The sequence below is a fragment of the Thermodesulfobacteriota bacterium genome, assembly GCA_035325995.1.
Lineage (GTDB): Bacteria > Desulfobacterota_D > UBA1144 > Nemesobacterales > UBA2774 > JADLGH01.
The window spans coordinates 52,299-77,583 of record DAOKYU010000004.1 but is presented as its reverse complement, the minus strand read 5'-3'; the positions used below and the strand labels follow the sequence as shown (position 1 = coordinate 77,583).

Below are 25,285 nucleotides of genomic sequence, written 5' to 3'. Positions count from 1 at the left end.
CGCTTACCGCTCCTTACTTTCTTCGTACTTCCATTCAGATTCGACTATTCCTGACGCGGGATCATAGACGAATTCCTCTCCCATCGGATGCTCCGGGAATTCGCCGGTCGTTTCCTGCTCGACGAACGCTTTCAGCTCGCCGAGGTCACGCGGGTACCCGCCGTATATCTTCCTGAACCTGACGGCCTTCGAGTTGAGGAACGCGAGCGCCTCCTTCAGCTTCCTCGATGCGAGCTCGGTATTCCGCACGGTGCCGAGGTCGGGGGCGACGACGAACTCCCCGCCTATCGGTGCGGCGGGAATGCCGCCCTTCACGTACCCGGCGGCGGCCAGCTCTTTCACCGAGCCGGGGAGCTTCCCGTAATCCTTCCGGTATTCGATAAGCGCCGCCGTGAGCTCGTCCTCCATCTCCATGGTCTCTATTTCCTGGAGGTTCCGGGACGCGAAATTCCGCCTCCCTTCGCTCGGGCTCGTTTCGTAGATTATCTGCCATATCTCCTTCGAGAGGTCCCTGTTCCCGCCTTTGGCCAGCGCCGCGGCGGCCATACCCTTCACCGACGCCTTCCTCGACCCGGCGACACCGGGCTTTTGGGCGGCTTCCCGGAAGAGCTCCGCCGCCTTCACGTAGTCCTTCGGGTAAAAATAGTAGAGGAAGGCTTCTTCGAGGGGCAGCCTGAAATTGTCGGGATTGTTCTTCCTCCCCTTCTCCATAAGCGAGACGCCCATGTCGAACTTACCGAGCCCGAACGGGGCGGGCTCGGCGAGAAACGTGCCGCCGTACCTGTAGGCGTTAACGAACCGGGGGTCGAGGTCGGTTATTATGTCGAAGTAATGGTAGAGGAGCTCCGGGTTCTGCTCTCCTGTCTTTCTGCTTCCGAAATACTGGATCGCCCTCATCCAGTATATGTCCGAGAGCAGCTCCGTATATCCGAGTGATATTTTCCTGAGCGAAGACGAGGACAGGTAGAGGCTCTCCTCGACGGAGCGGAACTTCCCCCTTATGTCGTCTATCCTCACCTGAAACGGTATCGATATCGCCACGAGCGCGGCGATAGCGATAAGGCCAAATATGGTTGTTCTACCCTTCTTCACGGCAATCACTTACTTGAATTCTTTCTTCTCGAATATGATTATCGCGAGTATCAGGAGTGCGGCGGCATAGATGACGGCGTAGGCCGTGGTATACAGTATGAGGTCAGGGTTTACGGTCCCCCCGTAAACGGCCTCGTTCCTGACGTCGAATTTTTCGAGGTTCGGGATCACCCTGTAAACCGCCTCGGAGAAAACGGCCGTGACGGGATTTTTGATTTCCTCCGCGAACAGCCGTATGTCACTCGAAAATCTCCCTATGGCGAAAACGAAGAACGTGAACAGTGCGCTCATGACGGGCGTCGTGAAGCTCGAAAAGACGAGCGCAATCCCGATGACGATCAGGAATTCCAGGTACTCGAAATAGACCGCGTTAAAGAATTCCGCGTAGAAGTGCCCGCCGTAATAGAAGTTTATGAGTCCCGCGTATTTTATCTCGATGTAAAGGACGATGAGGAAAAGTATGAGCGCCATTCCGAGCGTGATAATGAACAGCGTAAGGCCGAGCCCGAGATACTTCCCGAGTATGAATTCGTACCTCCTCACGGGCTTCGAGAATATGTTGTAGACGGTCTTCTTCTCGACCTCCTTATAAACGAGCCCTATGCCGAGGAATACGGAGATAAGTATCCCGATTACGGATATGGCAGTGAGGCCGAGGTCCTTTACTATCTTGTTGTACTGCTCGGCCGATATGCTTGCGAAAACGAGGGAGCTCACTATCATAAGGAGCGCGAAGAGGACGAGGCTGTAGAGCACCCTGTCCCTTATGGCTTCCATGAACGTGTTGTGCGCAACGCTTAAAATTCTTCTCATCTCGTTTTCCGTCGTGTGCTTCCGGAGCGGTGGCTGCCTGCACGGGGACTATGCCCCGGCGCCTTCCTTTACCGGGCTTTCCTTCTTCGCCTCCTCGACGAAGAGCCCTTCGAGCGATCTCCTTACGGGATGGAGCGATATTATTTCGGCCTTCGTTTTCGACACGGCCTCTATCACGCCGCGCCTTATGTCCTCGTCGAACTTGAGCACGACGTAACCCGCCCTGTGCTCCATCTCGACAGGCATATCCTTTACCGCTCCCTTGATTTCTTCCGGCGCTCCCTCGACGTGCATCTCGTAGTCGGTGTGTATCTCCTTCAAAAGCTCGCCGAGTGTCCCCGTCTTTATGAGCGTTCCGCCCATTATTATTCCGACGCGGTCGCAGAGCGCCTCGACGTCCGAAAGCATGTGCGAGCTCAAGAGTATTGTCTTCCCCTTCCTCTTCTCTTCGAGTATGAGGTCCTTTATCTCGCGCCTGCCTATGGGATCGAGCCCGCTCATCGGCTCGTCGAGGATTATGAACTCGGGGTCGTTGATGAGTGACTGCGCGATTCCTATCCTCTGGAGCATCCCCTTCGAATACTTTCTCATCTGCACATTACCGGCGTGGGACATCCTCACCTTCTCCAGGAGCTCGCCCGATTTTTCCGTAAGATACTTGCGCCCGAGACCGTGGAGCTCGCCCATGTAGATCAGTAGCTCCTCTCCCGTGAGGTAATCGTAGAAGTAGGGGTTCTCCGGGAGATAGCCGATCTTGCGCTTGGCATCGGGGTCTCCCGAATCCCTGCCCAGGAGCTCGATGGTTCCTTCCGTGGGTTTCGCGAACCCGAGTATGGATTTAAACGTGGTGGTTTTGCCGGCGCCGTTCGGGCCGATGAAGCCGAATATCTCCCCCTTCTCGACGGAGAACGTCACGTTCCTGAGCACGCGGGTCATCTTGCCGAGAAACCCGGTCTTGTAGTCCTTTACGAGATTTGTAATACGAAGCGCGTCAGACATAACGAGACAACTAAATATATGTCCTCAGGTCTTTTGAAGCAACAAGTTTATAAGTAGAGGATGCCAAATCCAGGGACGGCCCTTCGGCGCCTTCAGCCATCGCAGTCCGAATCCGTCCTCGAGGATTCGAACGTGCCGACGGCGCCCGAGCCCTGCGTCGTCACGGTGCACTTTATGACCTTGTCGGCGAAGGCCGAGAAATCCTTTCTCCCGTTTACCTTGGCGCTCGTCATGGAGGCCTCCCATCCGAAGTCGCCCTGGAGCGAAAGCGCGTCTGCTTCCGCGTCGCCGCTCCATGAAAGGCAGTAGCCCGCCTTAGGATCCAAGCAGTCTGCCGAGTCCGCTACACTTCCATCCTCAACTACTGCATACTCGAAAGTGGCATCTATGAGGGCGTCCTGCTCGTCGTCCATTCCCGACGGGTCCCTGAGCGAGCCTGCTGTTCCCATCGAGCCGATCAAATTAGTGAAATTCCTCGTCCCGTCGTCGTCGAGGTCCTGCTCGAAGTATTCGTACTCGGCGTCCTTCAGGGTTTGTAGAGCCTTTCTCGCGTTTACCTCGTTTGCGGATATACGGGCCTTTAAAAGATTGGGTATCGCAATCGCAAGCAGGATGCCTATTATCGCCGCCACGACTAGCAGCTCTATGAGCGTAAAACCATTGTCGCGGGCAGAATTACGAAAGTTGTTCATGGCTTTTACCATTTCCCGCTTTTATAATTGCAATTTGCATACCAAAAACGTCACCAGGGCCTTAGGTCTTATGCTAATTTTCTAATTTACTGCTATTGTTGATTTATATCATGCAGGCGGATATCGGACTTCCGCTTCCGCTCCTCTTCTTCAGAAACTGATGACAAATTTTGTCACGCCTGTGCAAATGTCATCGACTGTCGTATCTCACACAGTATAATATGGCACATATAATAAAGGGAGGGACTTCCTTTCGGAATCCCTCCCCGCGTATTCTATATCTTGATTCTACAGGTTAAATACGTTTCGTATTAGTCGCATCCCGGTGATTCGCGGTCAGCATCGAATGCGCCCGGATCACCTGCGGTGTCAATGCTGCTTACGGTACACCTGATGGCACCATCGCCGTACACGGAGAAGTCCCTTCTTCCGGTCTTGTTGTAGCTCGTCATACTGGTCTGCCAGCCGAAGTCGTCGAAGGAATCTTGTGAAGCCTCTACTATTGCCTCATCCCATTTTATGCAATATCCCGCCTTGGAATCAGTGCACTCAGCGGTTTCGCCTGTAGCTACCGCACCTTCAAAGCTGCTGTCTATAAGGGCGTTCTCTTCGGTGTTTTCGTTCTCGTCCGGGGCTCTAAGCGACGGGCTATCGCTTAAGCTCCCTATATTATCTATAAAATCCCTCTGCCCGTTGTTATCCAGGTCTTGCTCGAAGTACTCGCCTTCGGCGTCCCTGAGGGTCTGCATCGACTTCCTGGCGTTCGCCTCGTTAGCCGACATCCTGGCCTTCATAAGGTTGGGTATAGCTATCGCGAGTAGTATGCCGATGATGGCCGCAACGACCAGGAGCTCTATGAGCGTAAAACCTTTCTCATCCTTTTTACGTCTGATTTCCTTGCGTGACATATCAAAACCTCCTTTTCGGATTTGAATTTAATTAGAATCTCTGCAAAGCCCGTGCCATCAACGCGCCCCGAAGCGTCGTTCTCTATAACATCCCATTATTCAATGATAGTTTGTTGTCTATATTAAGATCGCCGATGAATATGCCGGGATCCGAAAACTCGCATTAGGTGACATATTTTGTCACGCGTGTGCAACACGTGACAAAATGCGTCATGCTGCCTCCGTGGCCCCCATTAAGACAGATTTTACCACATTAATATTTATCAAATCTGGGAAGTATGCTATTTTATAGTACTTATTTACAAAGGAGGCAGGTTCTCAATGAGGAGAGCAAATAATTCCGTCCGTCTTACTGTGTTATCGCTGGCTTTGCTCGCGCTCCTGATCCCGGGCTGCACCAATATAAAGACTACTTCCTACTTCACCCCCACGACGACGAAGCTCCAGCAGTACCAGGCCGTCCAGTTCGAGAATTTTGAAACGGAGATAGTGAACTTCCCCGAAGAGGCCCTGTCCAAGGTCCCCGAGCAGGCGGCGGCGCTACTCGAATCCAAGAACAAGTTCAAGGAAGTGAAGTTCGGCAAGATCGAAAACATCCCCGCGACGGACACCGTTGTAGTGCTGGGAGAGGTAAGCGAATACAGGCCGAGCTCGGACGTTTCCTTCGAGGGCGGCTCGCTCAAGTTCGGCGAGGTTGCCATAACCATAAAGCTGGCCATCGTCAATAAAGCTACCGGGGACGAGATTTCAACGGGGGAGGTAAACGGCTTCAGCTCACTCGGGTTCATGGCGAAGGATATATACGAGAGCCTCGCCGAGGAAATAGTGAAGTACATACTTGAGACTTACCAGTAAAAATTTATAATCTTTCTGAGGGTAAATTCCATGGAGGTAGTGATGAGAAAATTCATTCTTTATCTGCTGCTCCCCGCCGCCGTTTTCGGGGTTTTGCAGCTTGCCGCATTGCCGGCTTCGGCCGAGGATGCGGCCGCGCTGGACAAGCAGGCGAGAGAGGCGTTCCTTAAGTTCACCCCGGAAGGATTCGAGGAAGCCATATCGCTTTACAACCGCGCGATTCAGGCCAACCCCAAGGACGCGGCGGCATACGCCGGCCTCGGCGAAGTATATTCGTTCATGGGTTCTTACAGGTATCAGGTCAAGGAAGACTACGAAGAGTTTTACAATCTCGCGTACAAGAATATAGTGAAGGCGCTCGAGCTCGGCCCGAATCTCGAACAGACGCAGATTGCGCTCGCTTACAACTACCTTCATCTAAGCTGGGAAAAAGAGGCCATAGCCACGGCGAAAAAAGTTCTCTCTCAGAACCCGAACAACCCCGAAGCCCTTTACGTTCTCTGGGCAGCGAGCGGCGAGAATCCCGATTCGCCCGAAATCAAAAAGGTCATCGAGCTCGATCCCGAATACATCCCCGCCTACATAGGCCTCGGGAACGCCTACTTCTACAAGAAGCGCTCCTACGGCCAGGCGAGCGAGTATTTCAGGAAGGCCGCCGAAATAGCTCCCTCGGCGCAGATCCACAACCTCTTCGGCACCGTGCTGAGGACCCAGGGTAACTACAACGCGGCGATCGACGAGTATCAGAAAGCGATACAGCTCAATCCCAAATACGCGCCGGCGTACATGAACCTCGGGATCACCTACTTCTACATGAACCAGCTCAATCAGAGTATCGCCCGCCAGAAGGAGGCCATCACGCTCAATCCGAACTACCCGGATTCCTACTTCTTCATAGCACAGGGATACGACAGGGAAAATAATGCCCAGCAGGCTATAATGTATTATAGGAAGTTTCTCGAAATGTCCCTCGAACAGGGTCAGTACGCGGGTTATGCCGCTACGGCGAGGGAAAGGCTTGCGGCGCTTGGCGGCGGCGGTCAGTAAAAACAGGCATTTAAATCACGTGCGCCGGAACGGGCTGCCCGTTCCGGCGCCTCTCCTTTTTTCCGTAAGGCCGGTGACCCGGGGGTTCATATGGGGAACGAAACGAAAGAGCCCGACAGGATAACCCTTTCTTTCGGCATGGAATCGGGCGCAAGCCTCTGGAGCCTGGTCTTCGAAGGATTCGACCAGGAAATCATCCTGGTTTCGAGGTTCAGCGGCGCGGACGGCAGCACCGTCAAAGCGCTTTACAGGTTCGGCGCGAAGATAAACGAGTCTTACAAGGATTGCCGCGTGAAGCCGACGCGGACGGGCATCGAGATAAGAAAGACTCTCCCCGAAAACGACGCCTCGCTCATAAGCGAATGGACGGCTCTTATGAAAAATGTGCGCGACGAAATTTTAATTCTGGTCCGCACGCCGTCCGGTGAATTCCCGGCTAAAGCGTGCTGACGTCCCCCGCGACGACTGTAACGAGCTCGCCGTCTTCCCTTCTCACGAGCATGTGTCCGTCGTTGTCTATTCCTTCGGCGATCCCCTGAAAGGCGGTCTTATCCTCGAGACTCACCCAGACCCTCTGCCCGCGTGCGCCCCACCTCTCCGTCCATTCGGCGAGCAAGGCGGACTTCCCGCGCCCGGTGAACGTCCGGTACCAGGCTTCGAGCTCCAAGAGGAGGTCCGCCGTGAACTTGGCCCTGTCTATTTCCCTCCCGAGCGCTTCCCTGAGCGACGTCGCCGTTTTCGATACCTCCCCCATGTCGCGCCTCATCGCCTCGGCGGTCATGTTGATGTTCACGCCTATGCCGACGATTACGAATTCCGCTCTTTCACCCTTGAGCTTCATTTCGGTGAGCACGCCGGCCGCCTTCCTGCCGTCTATGACGACGTCGTTCGGCCACTTTATGGTCGGCTCCGGGATTCCCGTTCTCTTCATAGTCTCTGCTATAGCTATGGATGCCGTGAACGTAAGGAGAGGGGCGTCGTACGCGGCTATGGAGGGCCTCAGGAGGACGGATAAATAAAGGTTTACGCCCGGCGGGGATATCCATGTCCGCCCGAGCCTCCCCTTGCCTTCGGTCTGCATGTCGGCTACGACAACGGTCCCCTCGGACGCGCCGTTCTCGGCCAGCCTGTAGAGTACGGAGTTGGTCGAGCCGGTCTCCTCGTGATAATGTATGACCTTCCCCATGAGCTCCGTTTTCAAAAGCCCGTTTAACTTCCGGACGAATATAGTCGACATGTTTGCGTCCCCCTCTGATTTTCTCCTGCAATTGTAACCGGTTGCGAAGGTTAATTTAACCCTTCCCGGCGTATTTCGCCGGCTCTTGGGATATGGAATTTCGGCCCGGGGCATAGAATATCGCCGGCCGATGCATATACTATCAACATAACGTTTTAAAGGGAAGTGAGTGTTTTTATGAAGATTATCACTTTTTTAATCCTGGCCTTGTTGTTGATTCCCGTGGTCCATGCAGGCGCACAGGGAGAGAACGAGCCCGCTGACATCGACGCCCCCGGAACGGGATCGAATATCATACACGTCACCATTGCCGAGGTCGTCTCAAACCCCAAACAGTTCGACAAGCTCAAGGTCTCGCTCGAAGGCAGGGTGACGAAGGTAGAGTACAAACAGTCGCTCAAGGGCGAAAGGTTCGCTATTTTCGAGCTGAAAGACCCGGAGAAAAACAAGGTCAACGTTTACTTCGAGGACGACGGCACCCGCATCGCCAAGGGGGACGAAATAAGAATAATGGGCAGGTTCTGGAAGGAAAAGAGTTACTTCCTCTACAAGATCAAGAACGTCGTAAGGGCCAGGACCGTCGAACCGGTCGAAATCCCTCAAAGCCCGCTGACGCTGTCCCCCGGCTGACATAATTGCCGCTTTCAAATAGATACCCGGTCGTTTAATATCTTATAGCATGGCAGTGCTCAAGAAAGGGTACGTAAAGCTGCTCTTCCTTTTCTTTGTCCTCCTCCTGGCTGCGCTTGTTTTCCTGAACGTTTTCCTCAATCACAAGCTCGGCGCGGAAGGCCCGGCTTACGTCGACGAATTCGCCCGCGAGCTGGGCTACGATCTCCGCTACGACGACGCCTCGTTCGACCCGCTCTTCAGGCTCGGGGTAAGGGGCGCCGTGATGTCTTCACCGGACGGCGGAAAGCCCTACGTCGAGATCGGCAGGGTGGTAATCAATCCTTCGATAATATCCTCCATACTGGGCCGGAAGGTCAGGATAGGGGACGTCTACGTCGAGCGCCCGGTGGTGAGGTACGACGCCAAGGCCGCCGACAGGCTGATCGATATCTTCAGGTCCGGCGGGGGCGAGGGCAGGGGTGGGGGCGTATCCGTCGAGGTGGAGCGCGTCAGGATAAGGGATGCGGCGTTCGAGATATCGCCGGACTTTACGCTCACGTCCGAATCCATGAACGTTCTCATAATCAAGAGAGGCGGCGACGGCGGTTACGACGAAATAAGCGCCGCCGGTGACGTGAACGTAAATGGCGTCGATACCGAAATAGCCGGCTCGATAAATCTCCGGGAGGGCGCGGTGGACGGCAAGCTCGTCCTTACCGCGGACGGGCTGAGCGGCATTCCGCTTACGGCCGAAGACGGCGCCGGGCCGGCGGACGTTTCGGCCGGGGCCGAGATAGAATTCCGTGCGGCCGAGACGGTGAAGTCTTCGGGAACGGTCACGCTCACGGGCGAGGGCGACGGGAGCGCGCCCCGGCTCGCCGAGCTCGGCTACGCCCTCGATTTCGACCGCGCCGCCGACACCGTATCCTTCGGGAAGCTCGGTTTCGACGTTCTCGGAGTCCTCACGGGAAATTTTACCGGTGAAATAAAAGACGCGACGGGCGACGCCGTTTTCGACCTCTCGGGCTCCTCGGGCGAGGGCGATATCTCCAACATCGTAAATCGCCTCCCGTGGCTCGACGCCGGGAAGATATCGGGCACGGCGAAGGCCGAGGATTTAAAGATCACGGGCTCGCTCAAAAAGGGCGACCTCGGACTTACCGGGAAGCTCCTCGTCGATAATGCCGGTTTCGAATACGGTGACGGCGCGCTCGACATTCGGGGGCTCGACTGTACGCTCGATACATCGCAGCGTCTCCAGCCCCCCTTTGCGCAGGACTCTACCGGCAAATGCACCGCCGGGACCGTAGCCTCGAATGCCGTGGGCGAAGTGAAAGATGTATCGACGTCGGTCAGCACGGCGGCTCGCGAATCGTTCGGCATCGCTGAAGTTAAGCTCGCGGACCTGAGCGCGAAGTACCTCGGGGGCGGCGTATCGGGCGCCGCCGGGCTCGGCGTCAAGGGCGCAAAGAGCGCGCTCTCTGGCAAAATCGAGGGACGCGATCTCGACGTCTCTCGAATCCCCGAAGGCCTGATACCGTTCGACATAGCGGGCCGGGCGGAATCCGTCAGCGCCGACTTCAAAGGCGAGGGCGGCGGATATGCGGCGGACGTATCTTTCGCCGTAAATGACCTCGAAATAAATCTCGGCGAGGGGAGGGATTTCAAACTGTCCCGCGCCTCGACCGCCGCACCCGTGAGGGTGGAATACGCAACCGGCCTTACGGAGGCGAAAGACGGCGCCGGGGAGCCCTACGGAAGGATCTCTATCAAGGATAAAGAGCTCGGCTACGAAAAGCTTTCCTTCTCCGATTTCTTCATAGAGCGCGGCCAGGTGGAGGACCTCGGCTTCTCGATGGACCTCGGCGGGGACTGGGCGCTCCGGGTGGCATCGCGCGGCTCGGGCTTTCGTGTGCTCGGCATGGACGTCGCGCTCGGCAAATTCAGGGAGCGCCTCGTCATCGACAGGAGCGGGCGGGAAGGCTTCTCGGGCAACATAGAGGGAAGCGGCGGGGTATTTAACAGCATCGGGCTCCCGTCCGTCTCCGCCGAATACGAGTACGACAGCGATTCCATAGACATACGCGCCGTCAGGGCCCAAATCGAAGACATAGGCGTGTTCGATGCAGAAAAGGCCGGGGTCGTTTTCGGAAAGGACAAAGGCGGCTATCCGTACGAGATAACCTTCTCGGGGGGCGTGCTCTCCGTTTTTAATGACAGGATAAGGTCCGAAGGGATGACGGGCCGGTTCACCATACTCGATTCGTCGAAGAACGAAAGGGGGTGGGAGGGCGTTATAAACTCACCCGCGACGACCGTCACGTCCGAAACTATCGAAAACCTTGCCATGAACATAGCGCCGCTGCCCGAGGGCGTTTCCGTAAGCGGCATCTCGGGCAGGCTCCGCGGCGGCGACCTCGGAGGCAAGGTAGATATACTCACCTCCGGCGAGAGGACGAGGCTCTCCGTCAACGTCGCTCTCAACAACTCCCTGATAAAGACAGCCACCCGCGAAATCGCAATGCGGTGGGCGCGTATAAATTACTCGGGGTTCCTGACGCCAGGCTCTCTTCCCGAAGGCTCGGGCAAGATCGACGTTTCAGGCCTCGCCATTCAGGACGGCGCGGGGGGCAGGGTGCTGCTTCAGGCCGGGGTCGACGCCGCCACGTCCGGTGAAACCTTATCGGTCAGGGAAGGGTTTATAAGGGACAGTGAGGGGACGAGCGTGAGAGTCGAGGGAGAGATGGAAAATATACTTTCAGGCCCCGTAAAGACCGAGCTCCTTATGCAGGATGTATCCCTTAAGAGCCTTTCCGGGCTTCTCGCCCCCTTTATGCCTCAGTCCGTCGGCGAGGCGAGGCTCGACGGGAGCGCGGCGATGAGCGCGGAATTCGTGAACCTCTTCAGCCCCGAAATGTCGTGGAGGGGCGATATCACATTCAAAAACGCCTCGTATTCCGGATACATGGGCGGCGCCCTTCTCAGCGTCAGGAATATTAACGGGGCGCTCACCATCAAGGAAAGCGGAACGGCCGAAAATCCCCTTGCGGCATTTCTCGACGCGGGGCTCGAGCTCGACAGGGACGTCTACAAGAAATATCACAAATCCCTCCGTGATACTCCGGCGGGAGACACGCTCGACCATCTCAGGATAGGCGAGATAGAGTACGGGATTCTTAAATTCCAGAATATCCAGTGCGAGCTCGAAGCCGACAACGACAAGCTCACCATCGCCAGGCTCGTATCTGACTTCTTCGGCGGAAAGCTCTACGGGACGGGGCTCTTCGATTACGGCGGCGGCGAGAGCGCGTACAACTTCTCGTTCCTCTTTAACGACGTAAGCCTCGAAGGCATTTCGGCACGGCTCTCACCGACCCAGGAATACATCACGGGCCGCGTGAACGGACTCATCTGGCTGGCCGGCAAGGGCGGCGACACCGGAACCGTGAACGGGCCCTTCGAGTTCTGGGCCGTGAGCTCGCCGAAAGAGCAGAGAACGATAGGCAAGGCCCTCCTCGATCAGTTAGGGGCGAAGGAAAGGCTCATACTCGGCTCGAACAGGAGCTATGATACGGGGGAGATTTCAGGTTATATTAATGACGGCGTAATAACGTTCAAGAAGTTCGAGATATCGAATTCCATTCTGGGCTTTAAAAACCTGTCCATACAGGCCGACCCGATAAAGAACTCGATATCGATATCACATCTCGTATCGGTCATAAGGGAAATAGCCCGGAGGTCGCAATCGGGCGGCCCGATGATCGAAACCAACTGAGCGAGGAGACGAAATAATGCAAATACTCAGGCTTTCACACCTTAGATTCCTTCTGCTGGCGGCCTCCTTTTACGCCGCCTCGTGCGCGACCATAACCGTAAACGTCTACTTCCCCGCCGAAGAGGTGAGGGAGGCGTATTCGAGTCTCGAAGAGGAGTTCCTCGAGCAGCCGTCCGCGCAGCCTACGCCGCCTCCCGCGGCCAGGCCGACGCCCGGTCCGCAGAGCAGGGGTAAGTATCCCGACAAGCCCGTCCTCTCCGAGCGTAAGGTCATAGTGCTCAAGAAAGAGGTGTCGCTCGATTTCGGCGAGTACGCCTGGGCGCAGGGTAATATAGCCCAGCAGATAACCGAGAAGATAAGAAGCATGCCGGACGTGATCGACGCCTACAAGAGGCGCTCCCGGAGGCTCGCCACGATAAAACAGATGCTGTCCCAGGGGCTCGTCGCCGAAGGCAGCCAGGGGCTTCTGGTTCAGAAAGGCTCGCTCAGCCCCGAGCAGACGCAGGCCTTTAACGCCGAGAACTCCGACAGGCAGATCATAATACGGGGCATGGCGAAAGCCATAGTCGAGATCAATAACATCGAGCCCACGCCCGAGAACATAGAGAAGGTTCTTCCCGAAGCCGCAAGGCAGTTCGCGAGCGTAAGGCGAAGCGAAAGGTAGATATAATCCCGGGCCCGGACATCCCGGTCCGGGCCCCTTTATTCTTTGTCGGCGGCGCTTTCATTAGAATACGCCGGTAAAATCCCGTCCCGATCGTTCCATCTTTTCCCATGCTGTTTTCACATCTTGAAGTCGGGCTCGATTTGCTGTGTAATTATGTAACGGCTCCGGCGTTCTCGCCCGGCTTCCGGAGGATGGACTTATGCACACGAGAACCGCCGCCTTTCTATGGCTCCTGCTCGCGCTTTACGGGTTTTATGCCCTCCCGGCGGGTGCAAGGGACCTTTTCATAGCCGATATAGAGGTCGAGGACGACAGCGTTTTCCAGGGGACCAACAAGATATTCAAGATAGTCGATTTCTTCGACAATAAATCGCTTGAGGGTTTTTTCCCGGATTACACACCCGATTCGGCGGTGTTCGCGAGGGTCAATCTAAGGGGACTCGGCGTAATAATCGAGTATCCCGAGAATTCCCCTGTCCTTATCTTCAGGGTGCCGGGAACAAAATTCAGAATAGAGTTCGACGGGGCGACGAGGGACGAGAGCCAGGAGCTCTTCGAGGACTGGCTCAAGGGCAACTACGAATCGCTGTCAGCGTCCGACGCCAAGCTCACGACGCTTCTTCAGCTCCTTGTCAGGTACTCGCCCGTAGACCCGGTCGCCGGAAATCCGAACAGCCTCCAGACGAGGATGTTCATGTCCGACTTCGACGCCGGAATAACCGGGCCGTTCATCACGGCCCCGGGCGTCGCCGGGGGCATCAGGAACCAGTTCACCTTCGGGGCGGAATACGGGTTCTTCGACGCCGGCGCGTTCGACGGTCAGGTCGTGAGCGTCCCCATAAATTACAAGTGGAATTTAAAGAGCGTTCCGAAGCTCTCCCTCATCTTCGACCTCCCCGTGACCTTGACGCGGACGGAGGGCTCGTGGTCCTACATGGCCTCTTTCGGCACGGGCGTTCAGTACCGCCCGACCCGGTGGTGGAGCCTTACGCCCATGGCGCGCGCGGGCGGCGTGGGCTCAATCGACGTCGGCGCGCTTGCCGTTCTCGTATCGGGCAGCCTAACGAACTATTTCCACTACAAGATGGGTTCGACGCACATAGGATTCGGAACACTCGGCGGCATATCCACCACCATAGACGGCATAAAGATAAAGGGATACGACATTAGCTACGAGCTTACGAACTACGTCCTCAGGAACGGCGTCGACCTCACCCAGAAGCTCGATTTCAACGTCCTCGGCAACCCCGCGGCGTTCAGGTTCTTTTTCAACTTCACGCGCTTCTGGGGAAATAACCTCTATCTCGATTCCTTCTACGACATGGGCCTCGGCATGGCGACGGTGAAGAAAATAGCCGACTCCTATGTAAACGCGATAGACCTTTCGTTCACGTACGCAGCCGGCGTAACGAACGATTACGACTACTACGGCTTTAAGATTACGTGCCGGTTCTGACGTCCCGGAATGAGCGGCACGGTTTCCTCGGCGGCCTGCCGCGCCGTTCTGCATCCCGGCGGCTCTAAAAAACCCCGCATTTCGCCCGGGGAATTGATAACCTCCCAAAATCAGGGTTCAATATCCATCATGAGCACACGCAGAATCGTTATCATTCCGGGCGACGGTATAGGGCCCGAGATTACCGCAGCGGTAGAAAAAGTCATAGCGGCATCCGGCGCAGACATCGAATGGGTAGAGCATCTGGCCGGCCTTTCGGCCCTCGAACAAGGGCTCCACGTCATGCCGGAGGAAACCATAGACGCGATAAAAGAGCACAAGGTAGCGCTCAAGGGGCCGTGCACGACGCCAATAGGGAAGGGCTTTACGTCGGTGAACGTCCAGCTCAGGAAAATCCTCGACCTCTACGCTGCAGTCAGGCCGGTAAGGAACCTCCCCGGAGTCACGACGCGCTTTAACAACGTCGATATAGTCATAATCCGCGAGAACACCGAGGGCCTCTACAGCGGCGTCGAAAACGTAGTCACACCGGGCGTCGTCATGAGCATGAAGGTCGCCACCGAAAAGGCCTGCTCGTGCATATCCCACTGGGCGTTCGAATACGCGCGCCACCGCCACAGGAGGAAGGTTACGGTCTTTCACAAGGCGAACATCATGAAGATGACGGACGGGCTTTTCATAAGCAAGTCCAAGGAAGCGGCCCTCGAATACCCCGACATCGAATACCAGGAGATGATAATCGACGCCGGATGTATGAAGCTCGTCCAGGACCCCCCCCAGTTCGACATCCTTCTCCTCGAAAATCTCTACGGCGACCTCATCAGCGACCTCTGCGCGGGGCTCGTGGGCGGGCTCGGAGTGGTGCCGGGCGCTAACATCGGCGATAGCGAAGCCGTGTTCGAAGCTGTGCACGGCTCGGCCCCCGACATCGCCGGAAAGAACGTCGCGAACCCGCTCGCGCTACTGATGTCGGGCGTCATGATGCTGAATCACATCGCCGACACCGAGGGCCGCGAAGATTTCTTCGAATGCGCCGAGAGGATAAAGCACGCCTACGACCGTGCGCTCCAGGAAGGCGACAAGACGCGCGACCTCGGCGGGCAACTGAGCACGACGGAATTCGCAGACGCGCTCATCAGGAGGATGGAGACGGGCGAGTAGCCCGGGGCCCGGCGTATTCGCCGGTGATCCCGACGCTGAGAATTCTCCGTGTGAATCTCTCTCTATTGCTCTATAATTACGAGTGAGACCCGTGACTCGGGTGCAGGAATCGGCGCGGCATTCAGGACCGCTTCGTTCCCCGGCCGCCGCCCTGCCTCCCCGCATCCCCGGCTCCCGGTCTCCAAACCTTACTCGAAAAGGAGAATCGGCATGGCTGACCTGGACCCTATGGAGCTTGCGAACATGCAGCAGGGGCTTAACGACCAGCAGAAAATCCTGTTCCAGACTCAATACAATTCTGTTAGGAAAGACAGGACAATAGCCCTCATCCTGTCGATACTTCTCGGCACGCTGGGCATCGACCGGTTCTACGTCGGGGACCTCGTCATGGGTATATTAAAGCTCCTGACGGCGGGACTATTCGGGATACTCTGGATAATCGACTGGTTTCTTATAATGGGGAGAGCGGACGGGTATAACAGGAACAAGGCCCGGGAAATCCTTGCGGCCATTAAATCAGGCCAGTGACTGCCCCCGGAGGTTTTCCCTCATCACCCTGAGGAAATTCCCGCCCATGATCTTCCTCACTCTCTCTTCGGAATAACCCTTTTCGAGAAAGTAGTCGGCTATCTTCGGAAGGTCGGCTATTCTTCGGAGCTCCTCCGGAAAATCCACGATGCGGGCCCCGTCCATGTCGCTTCCAATTCCCACGTGATCCTCGCCGACGAGCCTCACCATATGATCCGCGTGCGTAAAAACGTCTTCGAGGGTCGGCGTCCCCCCGCCGGTCCTTAAGAACTGGTTATACAGCACTAGCCCGACGACTCCCCCGCGCTCGGCTATGGCGGTTATCTGCTCGTCCCTGAGATTCCTCGGGTGGTCGGTCACGGCCCGCGCGTTCGAATGCGACGCTATGGGTATAAGCTTCGTGAGCCCGATGGCTTCCCGGAACCCCTTTTCGTTTATGTGGGAAAGGTCGAGCGTTATGCCGAGCCCGTTCATCTCTTGGATGAGCCTCTTCCCTTCTTCGGAAAGCCCTTCTTCGGTGTCGTTCCCCGACGCATAGATGTTTTTGTCGTTCCAGGAAAGCCCGATGATCCTGACCCCTCTGTCGTAAAATTCGCGGAGCTTTTCCGGTGACTCGACGGGGTCCGCTCCCTCCATGAGCGTGAGGAACCCTATGCGGCTCCCCTGCTCTATCCCGTCGAGGTCGCCAGGGGTTTTAACCTGGAACACCTCGCCCGCGTGCTCCCTGTATATCCTGTCGTACGTGCCGAACTGGGCCAGCGCGGACTCGACGGTCTTTTCGGGCTTATGCTTCGGGTGAACGAATATGGTGTTGAAGACGAGCCCGACCTGCCCCTCTTTAAGCCAGGGGAGGGTTATCATGCAGGGCGATTCCGGGTTTACGAAATCCCTCCCGAAATAGGTCAAATGAAACGCTATGTCTTCGTGCGCGTCGAGTATGAAAAGGTCTTTCAGCATTACGGTGCCTGTAAATTCCCGCGGGCGGCCGGCTTTCCGCGCCGCCCGGCGTCTGCGAGTCGTTGAGATTATAATGCCTGACGATTCGTCCGTATGTTATACGGCCACGGGTTCAGAGATAAAATCCCATGCTGGCGTAACTCACGACGGATCCCGTGTCCGGCTCGAGCGCCTGGTCGTAATCGAGGAGGACGCCGCTTTTCGTCTCTATCGTCGAGAGCGCGGCGTATATCGGCGAAAGGCCGCATATCTTCCGCCAGTCTTTCTCGGATTCGATAGACCTGTAAAAACCCTCGGCGTCTATCTTCTCGCCGAACGCGAGCGACGCCAGGTCCCTTTCCCTTATCACGCCGAGCGTCTCGTCGTTCACCCTGTCGTTATCGCCGAACTTGAGCCCGACGTGCGCCATGTCGGCCCCGGCTATTATAAACGCCCTATCGCCGAGCCCGGAGATGATCTCCTTCATCTCGCCGAGGAACTTCGACACGCGCCCGTCTTCCAAGGGCGAGGAGCCTTCCGTAACCATCCTGTGAAACGAAGTGCACAACACCGGGACTATCGTGAAATCCCTTTTCCCGCCGAGCACGTACTGGAGGAAAGCGACCTGGAACTCTATCGAGTGCTCCGTCTTGTGCGAGAGCTCGCCTTCGAAGAGGTCCCATCCGCATGCGCCCTCGAGCCTTTCGATTATCTCGGCGTTCGTCTTCGCTTCACCGAGAGGCGTTCTGAAATTCTTTCTCGTCAATATGAACGGGTTATCCACCTGTCCGTAGTGGGACGTCCCGAAGATTATAAAAACGTCCGCCCCGCTCTCGGGAAGAATCTCGTAAGCCCGTGCATAGGATACGCCCCCGCGGCTGTAGTCTATGTGGGGGGATATTATCCCCTTGAGCTTTCCTCTTCCACCGTTCTCCCTTGCGCCCCCGGTCTCCCTGAGAAACCTGCCGAACCATTCTCCGAGCTCGGCCGCAGAAGACGGGTATGAAAGCCCTGAAAAGCCCGCCTCCCTCACCTCCGATTCCCTGAATTCCCGCTCGACGCCGCTTCTGTGCTCCCTGTACCTCGGGCTGTCGAGGAATAACGCCTCGTCGAGCTTCGAAACGAGATTTTCTATGTCTCCCCTCTCGACGCTGCCCCCGAACCTCTGCGAGAGAATCCCGCATATGTCCCCGATGCTCTTCTCCCCGTCGAAAAGGCTGAGGGCGATAACGGTGCCCGGAGAAACGGCGAGCACGTTGCCGCCCGGGTTCTGGGGATCCCTCAGGTATACGACCTTCTTACCGTTTTCCTGCGAAGGTATGGCCTCCACGTATCTAAGCTTCGGATATTCGATCATTTGCGCGCACCGCCTCTTTTTGCAGATTTGCCCCAGCCTCCGCCCCCCGGGGTTTCTATGCCGAGCACGTCCCCCTTCTTTATGTCGAGCGTAACCTTCGGGGCTATCTGTTTACGCTTCCCCCGCCTCGTGATCGTGTTCCTCCCCATCTTTCCGCTCTCTCCGCCTTCTACGCCATACGGAGAGTGCCTTCTTCTCTCGGTTATTATGGACAGGACGGCGTCGGTGAGGAACCTGAACTTCCTCACTATCCCGTCCCCGCCCCGGTACCGCCCGGCGCCTCCGCTCCCGCGCCTGACGCTGTAGGAATCTATCATCACGGGGAGCTCCCTTTCGAGGGCCTCGATAGGGGTATTGAGCGTATTCGTCATGTGGGTCTGCACCGCGCTCACGCCGTCCTTCCCGAGCCTCCCGCCCATTCCGCCGGCGATGGTCTCGTAGTAGGCGAACTTCTTCCCGGTCGCGGGATTCACCCCGCCGAACGTCGTGTTGCTCATAGTGCCGGCGCTCGCCGCCGGTATCCTTTCGGGCGCGGCTTTCGAGAGCGCCCCGAACACGACGTCCACGACGCGCTGCGACGTCTCGGTGTTCCCGCCCACGACGGCGGCAGGGTACTGCGCGTGGAGTATCGTCCCCTTTTCGGCGGCGATTCTTATCGCGCGCAGCGGGCCCGAATTGAGCGGCATCTCCGCCGGGGCCATGCACTGGAACACGTACACCGTCGCCGCCGTCGTAACGCTGAGGGGGGTATTGAGGCACCCCTTCACCATCTTCGACGTTCCCGAAAAGTCGACGACGGCCGCGCCGCCCTTTATGGTTACGGCAACCTCTATCGGTATGTTCCCGGTTCCGGCCCCGTCGTCGTCGAGAAAGTCCCTGAATTTATAAGTTCCGTCCGGGATCTTCCTTATGACCTCTCTCATCATCTTCTCGCTGTACGCAAGAAGCTCGTCGCCGGCCTCTTTTATCTTCCGCAGAGTGTATTTCTCTGCCGCGTGCCCGAGCCTCTTCACCCCGACCTCGAGCGAGCCGAGCTGCGCCCGGAGGTCGCCCTCCCTTTCCTCGGGGTCCCTCGTCGCCGAAAGGATTTCGCCGAACAGCTTCCTGTTAAGCCTCCCTTTCCTGTAGAGCCGCGAAGGCGGGATCAAAAGCCCTTCCTCTTCTATGGACGTAGAAAGCGGCATCGAGCCCGGCGTGAGGCCGCCGATGTCGGCGTGGTGGGCGCGCGCAGCCACGTAGAATTCCAGCTTCCCATCGATGAACACGGGCGCTATGCACGTGACGTCGGGCAGGTGCGTCCCGCCCTTGTACGGGTCGTTCAGTATGAATACGTCGCCGGGCGCCGTATAGGGGTCGTCCATTACGGCCCTTACGGCGAAGCTCATCGACCCGAGATGTACGGGGATGTGCGCGGCCTGCGCTATCATTTCACCGTCCGTCTTGAATATCGCGCAAGAGAGGTCCCTTCTCTCCTTTATGTTCGGCGAGAAGGCTGCACGGATGAGAACGACGCCCATTTCCTCGGCTATCGAGCTCAGTACGTTTCTGAATATTTCGAGTTCGAAGGAGCTTAACGGCATGTGAATGACCCGGTACGGCGCTTCCGGGATTATAACCGGCTTTTCGGAAAAAAGGACTATTCGCTGTCCGGGCCGGGGGTAGGGGACGGGAGGATTTCGAGGTTGGAATATCTGCACGCGTCCGAGTTGTAATACACCACCGGCATATTTACGGAAAGGTCCGCCTTGGGGCTCCCGGGTATTATGTGGCTCCCGTTCTCGCACTTCGAGACGACCTTCAAAAACGGCACGGGGGCCTCGCTCCCGGGTGCGTAATTCCCCTTTATGCTCTTCGTAACCGAGACCATTGCCGTGCACTTCGCCACCATCTCCGGCTTAAAGCCGGCCTCGCCGCCGCGCGGCCTGCACTCCCCGGAGTCATGCGCCTCCCCGCACTCGACCTTCGTCACGGTCCCCCGGACGGCGTAGTCCGAGCTTTCGAGGAGCTCCCCCTCCGAGCACGGCCGGGGTATGGCCGAGGATATCACCGGGGCCGCAGTGACCGCGAGTAAAATGAGGGGTATTATTATTCCGGTTTTCATTTGTATACAAATCTATTTCCCCGCAGGATTTTTGTCAATCGGCGGCAGACGCGGGGAATAAGCAACCGCCGGGAGGCCGCTTTACTGCATGCGCATACTTGTGACAGGGGTTTCGGGATTTATTGGCTCGCATCTTGCCGAGAGGCTCGTGGCCGACGGCCACAGCGTCGTCGGCGTGGATTCGTTTCTCGATTTTTATCCGCGCGAGATAAAAGAGAATAACATGAAGGCCCTCCTCGGAAAGCCGGGGTTCGAATTCATAGAGGGCGACCTCTCGGGCCTCGACCTCGATGGGCTCCTGACCGGGGTCGAAGGCGTATACCACCAGGCCGCCATCGCCGGCGTGAGGACGAGCTGGGGCGGGAGGTTCGGCGAGTACGTGAGGAACAACATCTCCTGCACGCAGCTCCTTCTCGAAGCCGCCAAGGACAAGAACCTCAAAAAGTTCGTCTACGCCTCGTCCTCGTCCGTCTACGGCGACGCCGAGGCCTTCCCGACGAGGGAGGATGTCCAGCTAAGGCCCGTCTCGCCCTACGGCGTTACGAAGCTCGCCGGCGAGAACCTCGCGACCCTCTACTACAAGGGCTACGGCGTTCCCGTGGTCTCCCTCAGGTATTTCACTGTCTACGGCCCGCGCCAGCGCCCCGACATGGCCTTTCACAGGTTCATAAGGGCGGCAATTACGGGCGGCTCGATAACGGTCTTCGGCACCGGCGAGCAGACGCGCGACTTCACTTTCGTCTCGGACGCGGTCGAGGCGAACCTCCGGGCATTCTCGGGGGGCGTAAACGGAGAGAGCTATAACATAGGCGGCGGGACGCGCATAAGGCTTATCGACGCGATACGCCTCATCGAAGAGATCTCGGGCGCGGAGATAAAAATCGATTACAGGGATTCCGAAAGGGGCGACGCGCGGCATACCTCCGCCGACGTATCCAGGGCCGAAAGGGATTTTAACTACTCCCCTGTCTTCGGTATAAGGGAAGGGCTTACGGAGCACTACAACTGGCTCCGCGAGAATATCGACCTCTACCTCGGGCTTAACCTATAGCGCTTTTCAGGGTCTCGCCCATCTCGGCCGGGCTCGGGCTCACAGTGACGCCCGCCCTTTCGAGCGCGGCTACCTTGTCCTTCGCGCTTCCGGAGCTCCCTGAGATGATAGCTCCGGCGTGGCCCATCCTCTTGCCCTTGGGGGCCGTGCCGCCGGCGATGAAGGCGACTACCGGCTTCGTGACGCTGCTCTTGATGAACTCCGCCGCTTCTTCCTCGGCGCTGCCGCCGATCTCGCCAATCATTATTATGGCGTCCGTGTCCTTATCTTCCTGGAAGAGTCCGAGAATGTCTATGAAGGTGGAACCGATTATCGGGTCGCCGCCGATGCCTACGCACGTCGACTGGCCGATCTTGAGGTTCGATAGCTGCCAGACGGCTTCGTACGTCAACGTGCCGCTCCGGGATATGATCCCGACCCGTCCCGGCATGTGAATGTATCCCGGCATGATGCCGACCTTGGCCTCGCCCGGCGTCATTACCCCGGGGCAGTTCGGGCCGATGAGCCTCGACTTCTTGCCGGCGAGGTATTTCTTGACCTTTATCATGTCCTGGGTCGGGACGCCTTCGGTGATGCATATGACGAGCTCGACTCCGGCGTCTATCGCCTCGACCATCGAGTCCATGGCGAAAGCGGCGGGAACGAAAATGAGGGACGTATCCGCCCCCGTTTTCTCGACGGCGTCAGAAACAGTGTCGAATACAGGGAAACCCTCTACCTCCGTGCCCCCCTTGCCGGGCGTAACGCCGCCGACCACGTTCGTCCCGTAGTCCCTGCACTGCGTTGCGTGAAAGAGGCCCGCGCTCCCCGTAATGCCCTGTACGATGACCTTACTGTTCTGGTTGACCAGGATACTCATGTTTATTCACTCCTCGGGAATAACCGTTTATATGTAGATTTGTACTGAATTCAGCGGATTGGAATCATAACATAGCGAAAAAACCCTTTCAACCCGCTGCCCCGGGGCCGAAAACGGCCCTTGTACCGTTACTATTCTATGTTCTGTATCTGCTCCCTTATCTTTTCGAGCTCCGAGCGGAGGTCTATGGTGATGTGGGAAACCTCGGCGTCCTTGGCCTTGGCCGAAATCGTGCCGGCCTCCCTGTTCATCTCCTGCAGCAGAAAATCGAGCTCCCTGCCTACGGATCCACCGTCCTTTATAGTCTGCCTGAACTTCGCCGTGTGGGCGTTCAGCCTGACGAGCTCCTCGGTTATATCGCTCCTTTCCGTAAGGAACGCGGCTTCCTGGTAGAGCTTGGCCTCGTCTATCTGCACGTCTTCGAGCGCCTTCGATATCCTCTCCTTGAGCTTTGCCGAAGCCGATTCCATGAACCCCCTCCGCTTCTTTTCTATCGACCGCGTGAGGCGCTCTATCTTGCCGATTCTCCGGATGAGGTCCTTCTCGAGCTTCTTCCCCTCGGATATCCTCGCCGCGTCGAGCTTCTCTATGGCGCCCGCGAGCGCCCCCTCGATGGCCTTTACGTCTTTCGCGTCGGGCTTCGCCCTCTGCTGCGGGGAGAATATCTCACGGAGGGCCAGGAAATGGTCGAGGCGGAGATCCTCTTTGATGCCGAGCTCCTTTCTCAGCTTTTCGAGGTTCTTTCCAAACTGCTTCGCGAGCTCTATGTTGAGTGACGGCGCACCGTTCTGCACTCCTTCGAGCGAGACGGTTATCCTGACCTTCCCCCTGTGGAGGAGCTTCCTTACGGTTTCGGAAAGCTCGGGCTCTATCGCGGCCAGCGCATCGGGGAGCTGGAGCTTGACGTCCAGGTACCTGTGATTCTCCGAGCGGGCCTCGACCGCCACCTTCCCGTACCCTGTAACAGCCGAGCTCTTTCCAAACCCCGTCATGCTCTTCATCGCTTGTATTCCTCTTTGAGCTGTTTCGAATATTCGTTTCTCAGCTTCCTGAAAAGCTCCATCGTCTCGGGCTTCCTGTAATCAGGGTAGGTCCAGTCGAGCGGTTTCCATTCGTCTTTAACGTACATGAGCGTCAAATCGGCGTAAACGCCGCCGCCGAGATACGGGCGGTGGGAAAACCCTTTCCCCGTCGCCAGTATCAAATGCTCCTCTGCCATATACCCGGGATCGATGTTTATCGTCCGTCCGCCGTCGTATGAAAATACCTTTTCCACCTCGTTTGTAAATATCTTCACGTCCCTTATGGTCTCGCGGGGAATGAGCCTCTCGTATGCGGTAAATATACGTAAAAGCCCCGTTCCCATCTCTTCTTCATAGTAATGCGTGCCGTCAAAAGGCCGGGGAGCGCTCCTGTACGCCTCCTCGCCGAACTTGCGTGCAAGCTCGTCCATGCACTCCGCTATTTTCGCGGCGGGGGCGAATATTATCCCCATTATGAGCCTCACGGGCTTTGGCTGTTTAAGACTGCTCATCTGCGGCCTGTCTCTCGGGAAGCCGCCGCACCGGGCCCGGGATGCTCCCGGCTCCTGCGTCCCTTTGCGGCATTCCCATGGATTATACATCCGCGTCCCTTCTTTATAAAACGTCCGGTTCCGCCGCCGTACGTATTTCCTTAACCAAATATTTCTTGATATATCCGCCGCTACTACTTATTCTAATTGACGGAATTACGCGGTAAAAAGAGCGGTATATGCAGAGCTACAGGAATCACATCGCAATTCTGGTAGTATTCATGGCGCTCCTCTCGTGCGGAGGGAAGGCCGAGCCCATAATCCCCGAGAGAAAGGCCATAGAGCCTTCCCCGACGAAGGTGGTCGAGGAATTCCTGAAGGCCGTCAAGGACGAGAAGTTCGACAAGGCGTTCCAGTACGTATACGCGCCATACTCGGATAAAGAGGGCTATGTCATACAAATGCGGAATACCGTAAAGGATAACCAGCTCACCATACTCGGCTTCCGCATACTCGGGACGCAGATATTCGACAGGACGTCGATCGTGGTCGTCGAGCTCAACCAGAAGATAAAATCGCCGACGACGGGACAGGTGGTCGAGCTCACGCAGAACAGCCAGTACGACCTCGGCCTCTTCGAGCAGGAGTGGAAGATCACCTCCGGGAACTGCATAAAGAACTGCCTCGAAATGCCGCAGAGTGAGCCGTCGCAACAGGCGCCTGTACAGCAGCAGTCGCCGCGGCAGCAAGCACCAACACAAGAGGAGCAGCCGGCCAGCTGATGTTAAAAGTTTCCGTAATGGGCGCAGCGGGAAGAATGGGGCGGAGAATTCTTTATTTTTTAAGCCGGGACGAATCCATAAAGATAGTTGGAGCCCGCGAGATAAGGGGCCACTCCGCGCTCGGTAAGGACGCCGGCCTCACGGCGGGCATAGGAAAGCTCGGCGTGAAGATTACGGCCGACATGGACGAATCGTCGTCCGGGGCCGACGTCATCGTCGACTTCACCGCTCCGAAGCCGACGCTCGAAAACGCCGGATACGCGGCCTCGAAAGGCAAGGCAATGGTCATAGGGACGACAGGGTTTACGCCGGACGAGCAGGAAGAGCTCGAGAAGCTTTCCCGGAAGTTCCCCTGCGTCATTGCGCCCAACATGAGCGTCGGCGTAAACGTCGTCTTCGAAGTCACGAAGCTCCTCGCGAGGGCCCTCGGCGACGAATACGACGTCGAAATCGTCGAGGCCCATCACAAGCACAAGCTCGATTCCCCGAGCGGCACGGCGATAATGCTCGGGCGGGCGGCGGCCGAAGGGCTCGGCAGGGATTTCGACCAGTCGGCAAGGTACGAGAGGTTCGGCAGAATAGGCGAGCGGAGGCCCGGCGAAATCGGCATCCAATCCATACGCGGCGGCGACGTCGCGGGCGAGCATACGGTCATGTTCCTCGGCGACGGCGAAAGGATAGAGCTCGTACACCGCGCGCAGAACAGGGACAACTTCGCCAAGGGCGTCGTGAGGGCCGTAAAGTGGGTCTTCGGAAAACCGCCCGGTCCCTATACCATGAAGGACGTCCTGGGGTTATAGGGCGCGCCCGGGTTTCGCCCGGCCGGCCTTGATCCTGCCCGCAT

General features: G+C 57.2%; 25 protein-coding genes. 12 read left to right on the top strand and 13 right to left on the bottom strand.

Going from position 1 to position 25,285, the window contains the following annotated elements; all coding sequences use genetic code 11:
• Positions 1-3 precede the first annotated feature (3 nt).
• The 5 genes from PKC29_06870 to PKC29_06850 form a co-directional block, all read right to left on the bottom strand.
• Positions 4-1,092, bottom strand: coding sequence for a hypothetical protein (locus tag PKC29_06870; protein ID HML95136.1), 1,089 nt, complete (start codon positions 1,090-1,092; stop codon positions 4-6).
• A gap of 9 nt (positions 1,093-1,101) precedes the next feature.
• Complete coding sequence (locus PKC29_06865; protein ID HML95135.1) at positions 1,102-1,905, bottom strand: ABC transporter permease; 804 nt, start codon at positions 1,903-1,905, stop codon at positions 1,102-1,104.
• A gap of 48 nt (positions 1,906-1,953) precedes the next feature.
• Entirely contained in the window at positions 1,954-2,904 is a 951-nt protein-coding gene (locus PKC29_06860; protein HML95134.1) for an ABC transporter ATP-binding protein, read from the bottom strand.
• Between the two features lie 92 nt (positions 2,905-2,996).
• The gene (locus PKC29_06855) at positions 2,997-3,596 is read right to left on the bottom strand and encodes a prepilin-type N-terminal cleavage/methylation domain-containing protein (GenBank protein HML95133.1); all 600 of its coding nucleotides are present in this window, start codon (positions 3,594-3,596) and stop codon (positions 2,997-2,999) included.
• A gap of 311 nt (positions 3,597-3,907) precedes the next feature.
• Positions 3,908-4,504 carry a prepilin-type N-terminal cleavage/methylation domain-containing protein gene (locus PKC29_06850; GenBank protein HML95132.1) on the bottom strand — a complete coding sequence of 199 codons (597 nt, stop codon included), beginning with the start codon at positions 4,502-4,504 and terminating at the stop codon, positions 3,908-3,910.
• A gap of 321 nt (positions 4,505-4,825) precedes the next feature.
• On the opposite strand from PKC29_06850, the gene PKC29_06845 reads away from it, so the two are divergent.
• From PKC29_06845 to PKC29_06835, 3 genes are all read left to right on the top strand, one after another.
• On the top strand, positions 4,826-5,359 hold the full coding sequence (locus tag PKC29_06845; GenBank protein ID HML95131.1) for a hypothetical protein: 534 nt from the start codon (positions 4,826-4,828) through the stop codon (positions 5,357-5,359).
• Positions 5,360-5,401: 42 nt separating this feature from the next.
• Complete coding sequence (locus tag PKC29_06840) at positions 5,402-6,406, top strand: tetratricopeptide repeat protein (protein ID HML95130.1); 1,005 nt, start codon at positions 5,402-5,404, stop codon at positions 6,404-6,406.
• Between the two features lie 90 nt (positions 6,407-6,496).
• Positions 6,497-6,856: a hypothetical protein gene (locus PKC29_06835; protein ID HML95129.1), complete on the top strand. Its 360-nt coding sequence runs from the start codon at positions 6,497-6,499 to the stop codon at positions 6,854-6,856.
• Here PKC29_06835 and PKC29_06830 read toward each other — a convergent pair.
• A complete protein-coding gene (locus PKC29_06830; GenBank protein HML95128.1) occupies positions 6,843-7,643 on the bottom strand; it encodes a biotin--[acetyl-CoA-carboxylase] ligase in 801 nt (266 codons plus the stop codon). The two genes, PKC29_06835 and PKC29_06830, sit on opposite strands and share 14 nt — an antisense overlap.
• A 177-nt stretch (positions 7,644-7,820) precedes the next feature.
• Between PKC29_06830 and PKC29_06825 the strand changes: the two genes are divergently transcribed.
• The 6 genes from PKC29_06825 (at position 7,821) to PKC29_06800 (ending at position 15,842) form a co-directional block, all read left to right on the top strand.
• Positions 7,821-8,273: a hypothetical protein gene (locus PKC29_06825; GenBank protein HML95127.1), complete on the top strand. Its 453-nt coding sequence runs from the start codon at positions 7,821-7,823 to the stop codon at positions 8,271-8,273.
• Between the two features lie 49 nt (positions 8,274-8,322).
• Positions 8,323-12,030, top strand: a complete 3,708-nt coding sequence (locus tag PKC29_06820; GenBank protein HML95126.1) for an AsmA-like C-terminal region-containing protein — start codon at positions 8,323-8,325, stop codon at positions 12,028-12,030.
• Positions 12,031-12,046: 16 nt separating this feature from the next.
• Positions 12,047-12,694, top strand: a complete 648-nt coding sequence (locus tag PKC29_06815; GenBank protein HML95125.1) for a DUF1318 domain-containing protein — start codon at positions 12,047-12,049, stop codon at positions 12,692-12,694.
• A 202-nt stretch (positions 12,695-12,896) separates the two neighbouring features.
• Positions 12,897-14,153, top strand: coding sequence for a hypothetical protein (locus tag PKC29_06810; GenBank protein HML95124.1), 1,257 nt, complete (start codon positions 12,897-12,899; stop codon positions 14,151-14,153).
• Positions 14,154-14,282: 129 nt separating this feature from the next.
• The gene (locus PKC29_06805; GenBank protein HML95123.1) at positions 14,283-15,314 is read left to right on the top strand and encodes an isocitrate/isopropylmalate family dehydrogenase; all 1,032 of its coding nucleotides are present in this window, start codon (positions 14,283-14,285) and stop codon (positions 15,312-15,314) included.
• 210 nt (positions 15,315-15,524) lie between these two features.
• Positions 15,525-15,842 (top strand): TM2 domain-containing protein, encoded by a 318-nt coding sequence (locus PKC29_06800; protein ID HML95122.1) that lies wholly within the window; start codon positions 15,525-15,527, stop codon positions 15,840-15,842.
• Here the strand turns inward: PKC29_06800 and PKC29_06795 are convergent.
• The 4 genes from PKC29_06795 to PKC29_06780 form a co-directional block, all read right to left on the bottom strand.
• On the bottom strand, positions 15,831-16,799 hold the full coding sequence (locus PKC29_06795) for a dipeptidase (GenBank protein ID HML95121.1): 969 nt from the start codon (positions 16,797-16,799) through the stop codon (positions 15,831-15,833). The genes PKC29_06800 and PKC29_06795 overlap by 12 nt on opposite strands.
• Positions 16,800-16,911: 112 nt before the next feature.
• Positions 16,912-18,135 carry an AmmeMemoRadiSam system protein B gene (amrB, locus tag PKC29_06790; protein HML95120.1) on the bottom strand — a complete coding sequence of 408 codons (1,224 nt, stop codon included), beginning with the start codon at positions 18,133-18,135 and terminating at the stop codon, positions 16,912-16,914.
• Positions 18,132-19,715, bottom strand: a complete 1,584-nt coding sequence (locus tag PKC29_06785) for a hydantoinase B/oxoprolinase family protein (protein HML95119.1) — start codon at positions 19,713-19,715, stop codon at positions 18,132-18,134. Before PKC29_06785 ends, amrB begins: the two co-directional genes overlap by 4 nt.
• A 56-nt stretch (positions 19,716-19,771) precedes the next feature.
• Entirely contained in the window at positions 19,772-20,236 is a 465-nt protein-coding gene (locus tag PKC29_06780; GenBank protein HML95118.1) for a hypothetical protein, read from the bottom strand.
• A gap of 88 nt (positions 20,237-20,324) precedes the next feature.
• Between PKC29_06780 and PKC29_06775 the strand changes: the two genes are divergently transcribed.
• Positions 20,325-21,287 carry an NAD-dependent epimerase/dehydratase family protein gene (locus tag PKC29_06775; protein ID HML95117.1) on the top strand — a complete coding sequence of 321 codons (963 nt, stop codon included), beginning with the start codon at positions 20,325-20,327 and terminating at the stop codon, positions 21,285-21,287.
• On the opposite strand, the gene sucD is transcribed toward PKC29_06775, so the two are convergent.
• The 3 genes from sucD to PKC29_06760 form a co-directional block, all read right to left on the bottom strand.
• On the bottom strand, positions 21,277-22,146 hold the full coding sequence (gene sucD / locus PKC29_06770; protein HML95116.1) for a succinate--CoA ligase subunit alpha: 870 nt from the start codon (positions 22,144-22,146) through the stop codon (positions 21,277-21,279). The two genes, PKC29_06775 and sucD, sit on opposite strands and share 11 nt — an antisense overlap.
• Before the next feature lie 131 nt (positions 22,147-22,277).
• A complete protein-coding gene (locus tag PKC29_06765; GenBank protein HML95115.1) occupies positions 22,278-23,147 on the bottom strand; it encodes a YicC family protein in 870 nt (289 codons plus the stop codon).
• Positions 23,144-23,680, bottom strand: coding sequence for a DUF4416 family protein (locus PKC29_06760; protein ID HML95114.1), 537 nt, complete (start codon positions 23,678-23,680; stop codon positions 23,144-23,146). Before PKC29_06760 ends, PKC29_06765 begins: the two co-directional genes overlap by 4 nt.
• A gap of 218 nt (positions 23,681-23,898) precedes the next feature.
• Between PKC29_06760 and PKC29_06755 the strand changes: the two genes are divergently transcribed.
• The gene (locus PKC29_06755; protein HML95113.1) at positions 23,899-24,441 is read left to right on the top strand and encodes a hypothetical protein; all 543 of its coding nucleotides are present in this window, start codon (positions 23,899-23,901) and stop codon (positions 24,439-24,441) included.
• Positions 24,441-25,241: a 4-hydroxy-tetrahydrodipicolinate reductase gene (gene dapB, locus PKC29_06750; GenBank protein HML95112.1), complete on the top strand. Its 801-nt coding sequence runs from the start codon at positions 24,441-24,443 to the stop codon at positions 25,239-25,241. Before PKC29_06755 ends, dapB begins: the two co-directional genes overlap by 1 nt.
• The last annotated feature ends 44 nt before the right edge of the window (positions 25,242-25,285 follow it).

What these genes read in the sequence shown, in the direction of transcription:
- PKC29_06815 (HML95125.1), top strand. Translation starts at nt 12,047, where the DNA reads ATGCAAATACTCAGGCTTTCACACCTTAGATTCCTTCTGCTGGCGGCC.
- PKC29_06855 (HML95133.1), bottom strand. Translation starts at nt 3,596, where the DNA reads ATGAACAACTTTCGTAATTCTGCCCGCGACAATGGTTTTACGCTCATA.
- PKC29_06785 (HML95119.1), bottom strand. Translation starts at nt 19,715, where the DNA reads ATGCCGTTAAGCTCCTTCGAACTCGAAATATTCAGAAACGTACTGAGC.
- PKC29_06865 (HML95135.1), bottom strand. Translation starts at nt 1,905, where the DNA reads ATGAGAAGAATTTTAAGCGTTGCGCACAACACGTTCATGGAAGCCATA.
- PKC29_06795 (HML95121.1), bottom strand. Translation starts at nt 16,799, where the DNA reads ATGCTGAAAGACCTTTTCATACTCGACGCGCACGAAGACATAGCGTTT.
- PKC29_06835 (HML95129.1), top strand. Translation starts at nt 6,497, where the DNA reads ATGGGGAACGAAACGAAAGAGCCCGACAGGATAACCCTTTCTTTCGGC.
- PKC29_06820 (HML95126.1), top strand. Translation starts at nt 8,323, where the DNA reads ATGGCAGTGCTCAAGAAAGGGTACGTAAAGCTGCTCTTCCTTTTCTTT.
- PKC29_06840 (HML95130.1), top strand. Translation starts at nt 5,402, where the DNA reads ATGAGAAAATTCATTCTTTATCTGCTGCTCCCCGCCGCCGTTTTCGGG.
- PKC29_06810 (HML95124.1), top strand. Translation starts at nt 12,897, where the DNA reads ATGCACACGAGAACCGCCGCCTTTCTATGGCTCCTGCTCGCGCTTTAC.
- amrB (HML95120.1), bottom strand. Translation starts at nt 18,135, where the DNA reads ATGATCGAATATCCGAAGCTTAGATACGTGGAGGCCATACCTTCGCAG.
- PKC29_06830 (HML95128.1), bottom strand. Translation starts at nt 7,643, where the DNA reads ATGTCGACTATATTCGTCCGGAAGTTAAACGGGCTTTTGAAAACGGAG.
- PKC29_06775 (HML95117.1), top strand. Translation starts at nt 20,325, where the DNA reads ATGCGCATACTTGTGACAGGGGTTTCGGGATTTATTGGCTCGCATCTT.
- PKC29_06850 (HML95132.1), bottom strand. Translation starts at nt 4,504, where the DNA reads ATGTCACGCAAGGAAATCAGACGTAAAAAGGATGAGAAAGGTTTTACG.
- PKC29_06800 (HML95122.1), top strand. Translation starts at nt 15,525, where the DNA reads ATGGCTGACCTGGACCCTATGGAGCTTGCGAACATGCAGCAGGGGCTT.
- PKC29_06860 (HML95134.1), bottom strand. Translation starts at nt 2,904, where the DNA reads ATGTCTGACGCGCTTCGTATTACAAATCTCGTAAAGGACTACAAGACC.
- PKC29_06765 (HML95115.1), bottom strand. Translation starts at nt 23,147, where the DNA reads ATGAAGAGCATGACGGGGTTTGGAAAGAGCTCGGCTGTTACAGGGTAC.
- PKC29_06825 (HML95127.1), top strand. Translation starts at nt 7,821, where the DNA reads ATGAAGATTATCACTTTTTTAATCCTGGCCTTGTTGTTGATTCCCGTG.
- PKC29_06805 (HML95123.1), top strand. Translation starts at nt 14,283, where the DNA reads ATGAGCACACGCAGAATCGTTATCATTCCGGGCGACGGTATAGGGCCC.
- sucD (HML95116.1), bottom strand. Translation starts at nt 22,146, where the DNA reads ATGAGTATCCTGGTCAACCAGAACAGTAAGGTCATCGTACAGGGCATT.
- PKC29_06780 (HML95118.1), bottom strand. Translation starts at nt 20,236, where the DNA reads ATGAAAACCGGAATAATAATACCCCTCATTTTACTCGCGGTCACTGCG.
- PKC29_06755 (HML95113.1), top strand. Translation starts at nt 23,899, where the DNA reads ATGCAGAGCTACAGGAATCACATCGCAATTCTGGTAGTATTCATGGCG.
- PKC29_06760 (HML95114.1), bottom strand. Translation starts at nt 23,680, where the DNA reads ATGAGCAGTCTTAAACAGCCAAAGCCCGTGAGGCTCATAATGGGGATA.
- PKC29_06845 (HML95131.1), top strand. Translation starts at nt 4,826, where the DNA reads ATGAGGAGAGCAAATAATTCCGTCCGTCTTACTGTGTTATCGCTGGCT.
- dapB (HML95112.1), top strand. Translation starts at nt 24,441, where the DNA reads ATGTTAAAAGTTTCCGTAATGGGCGCAGCGGGAAGAATGGGGCGGAGA.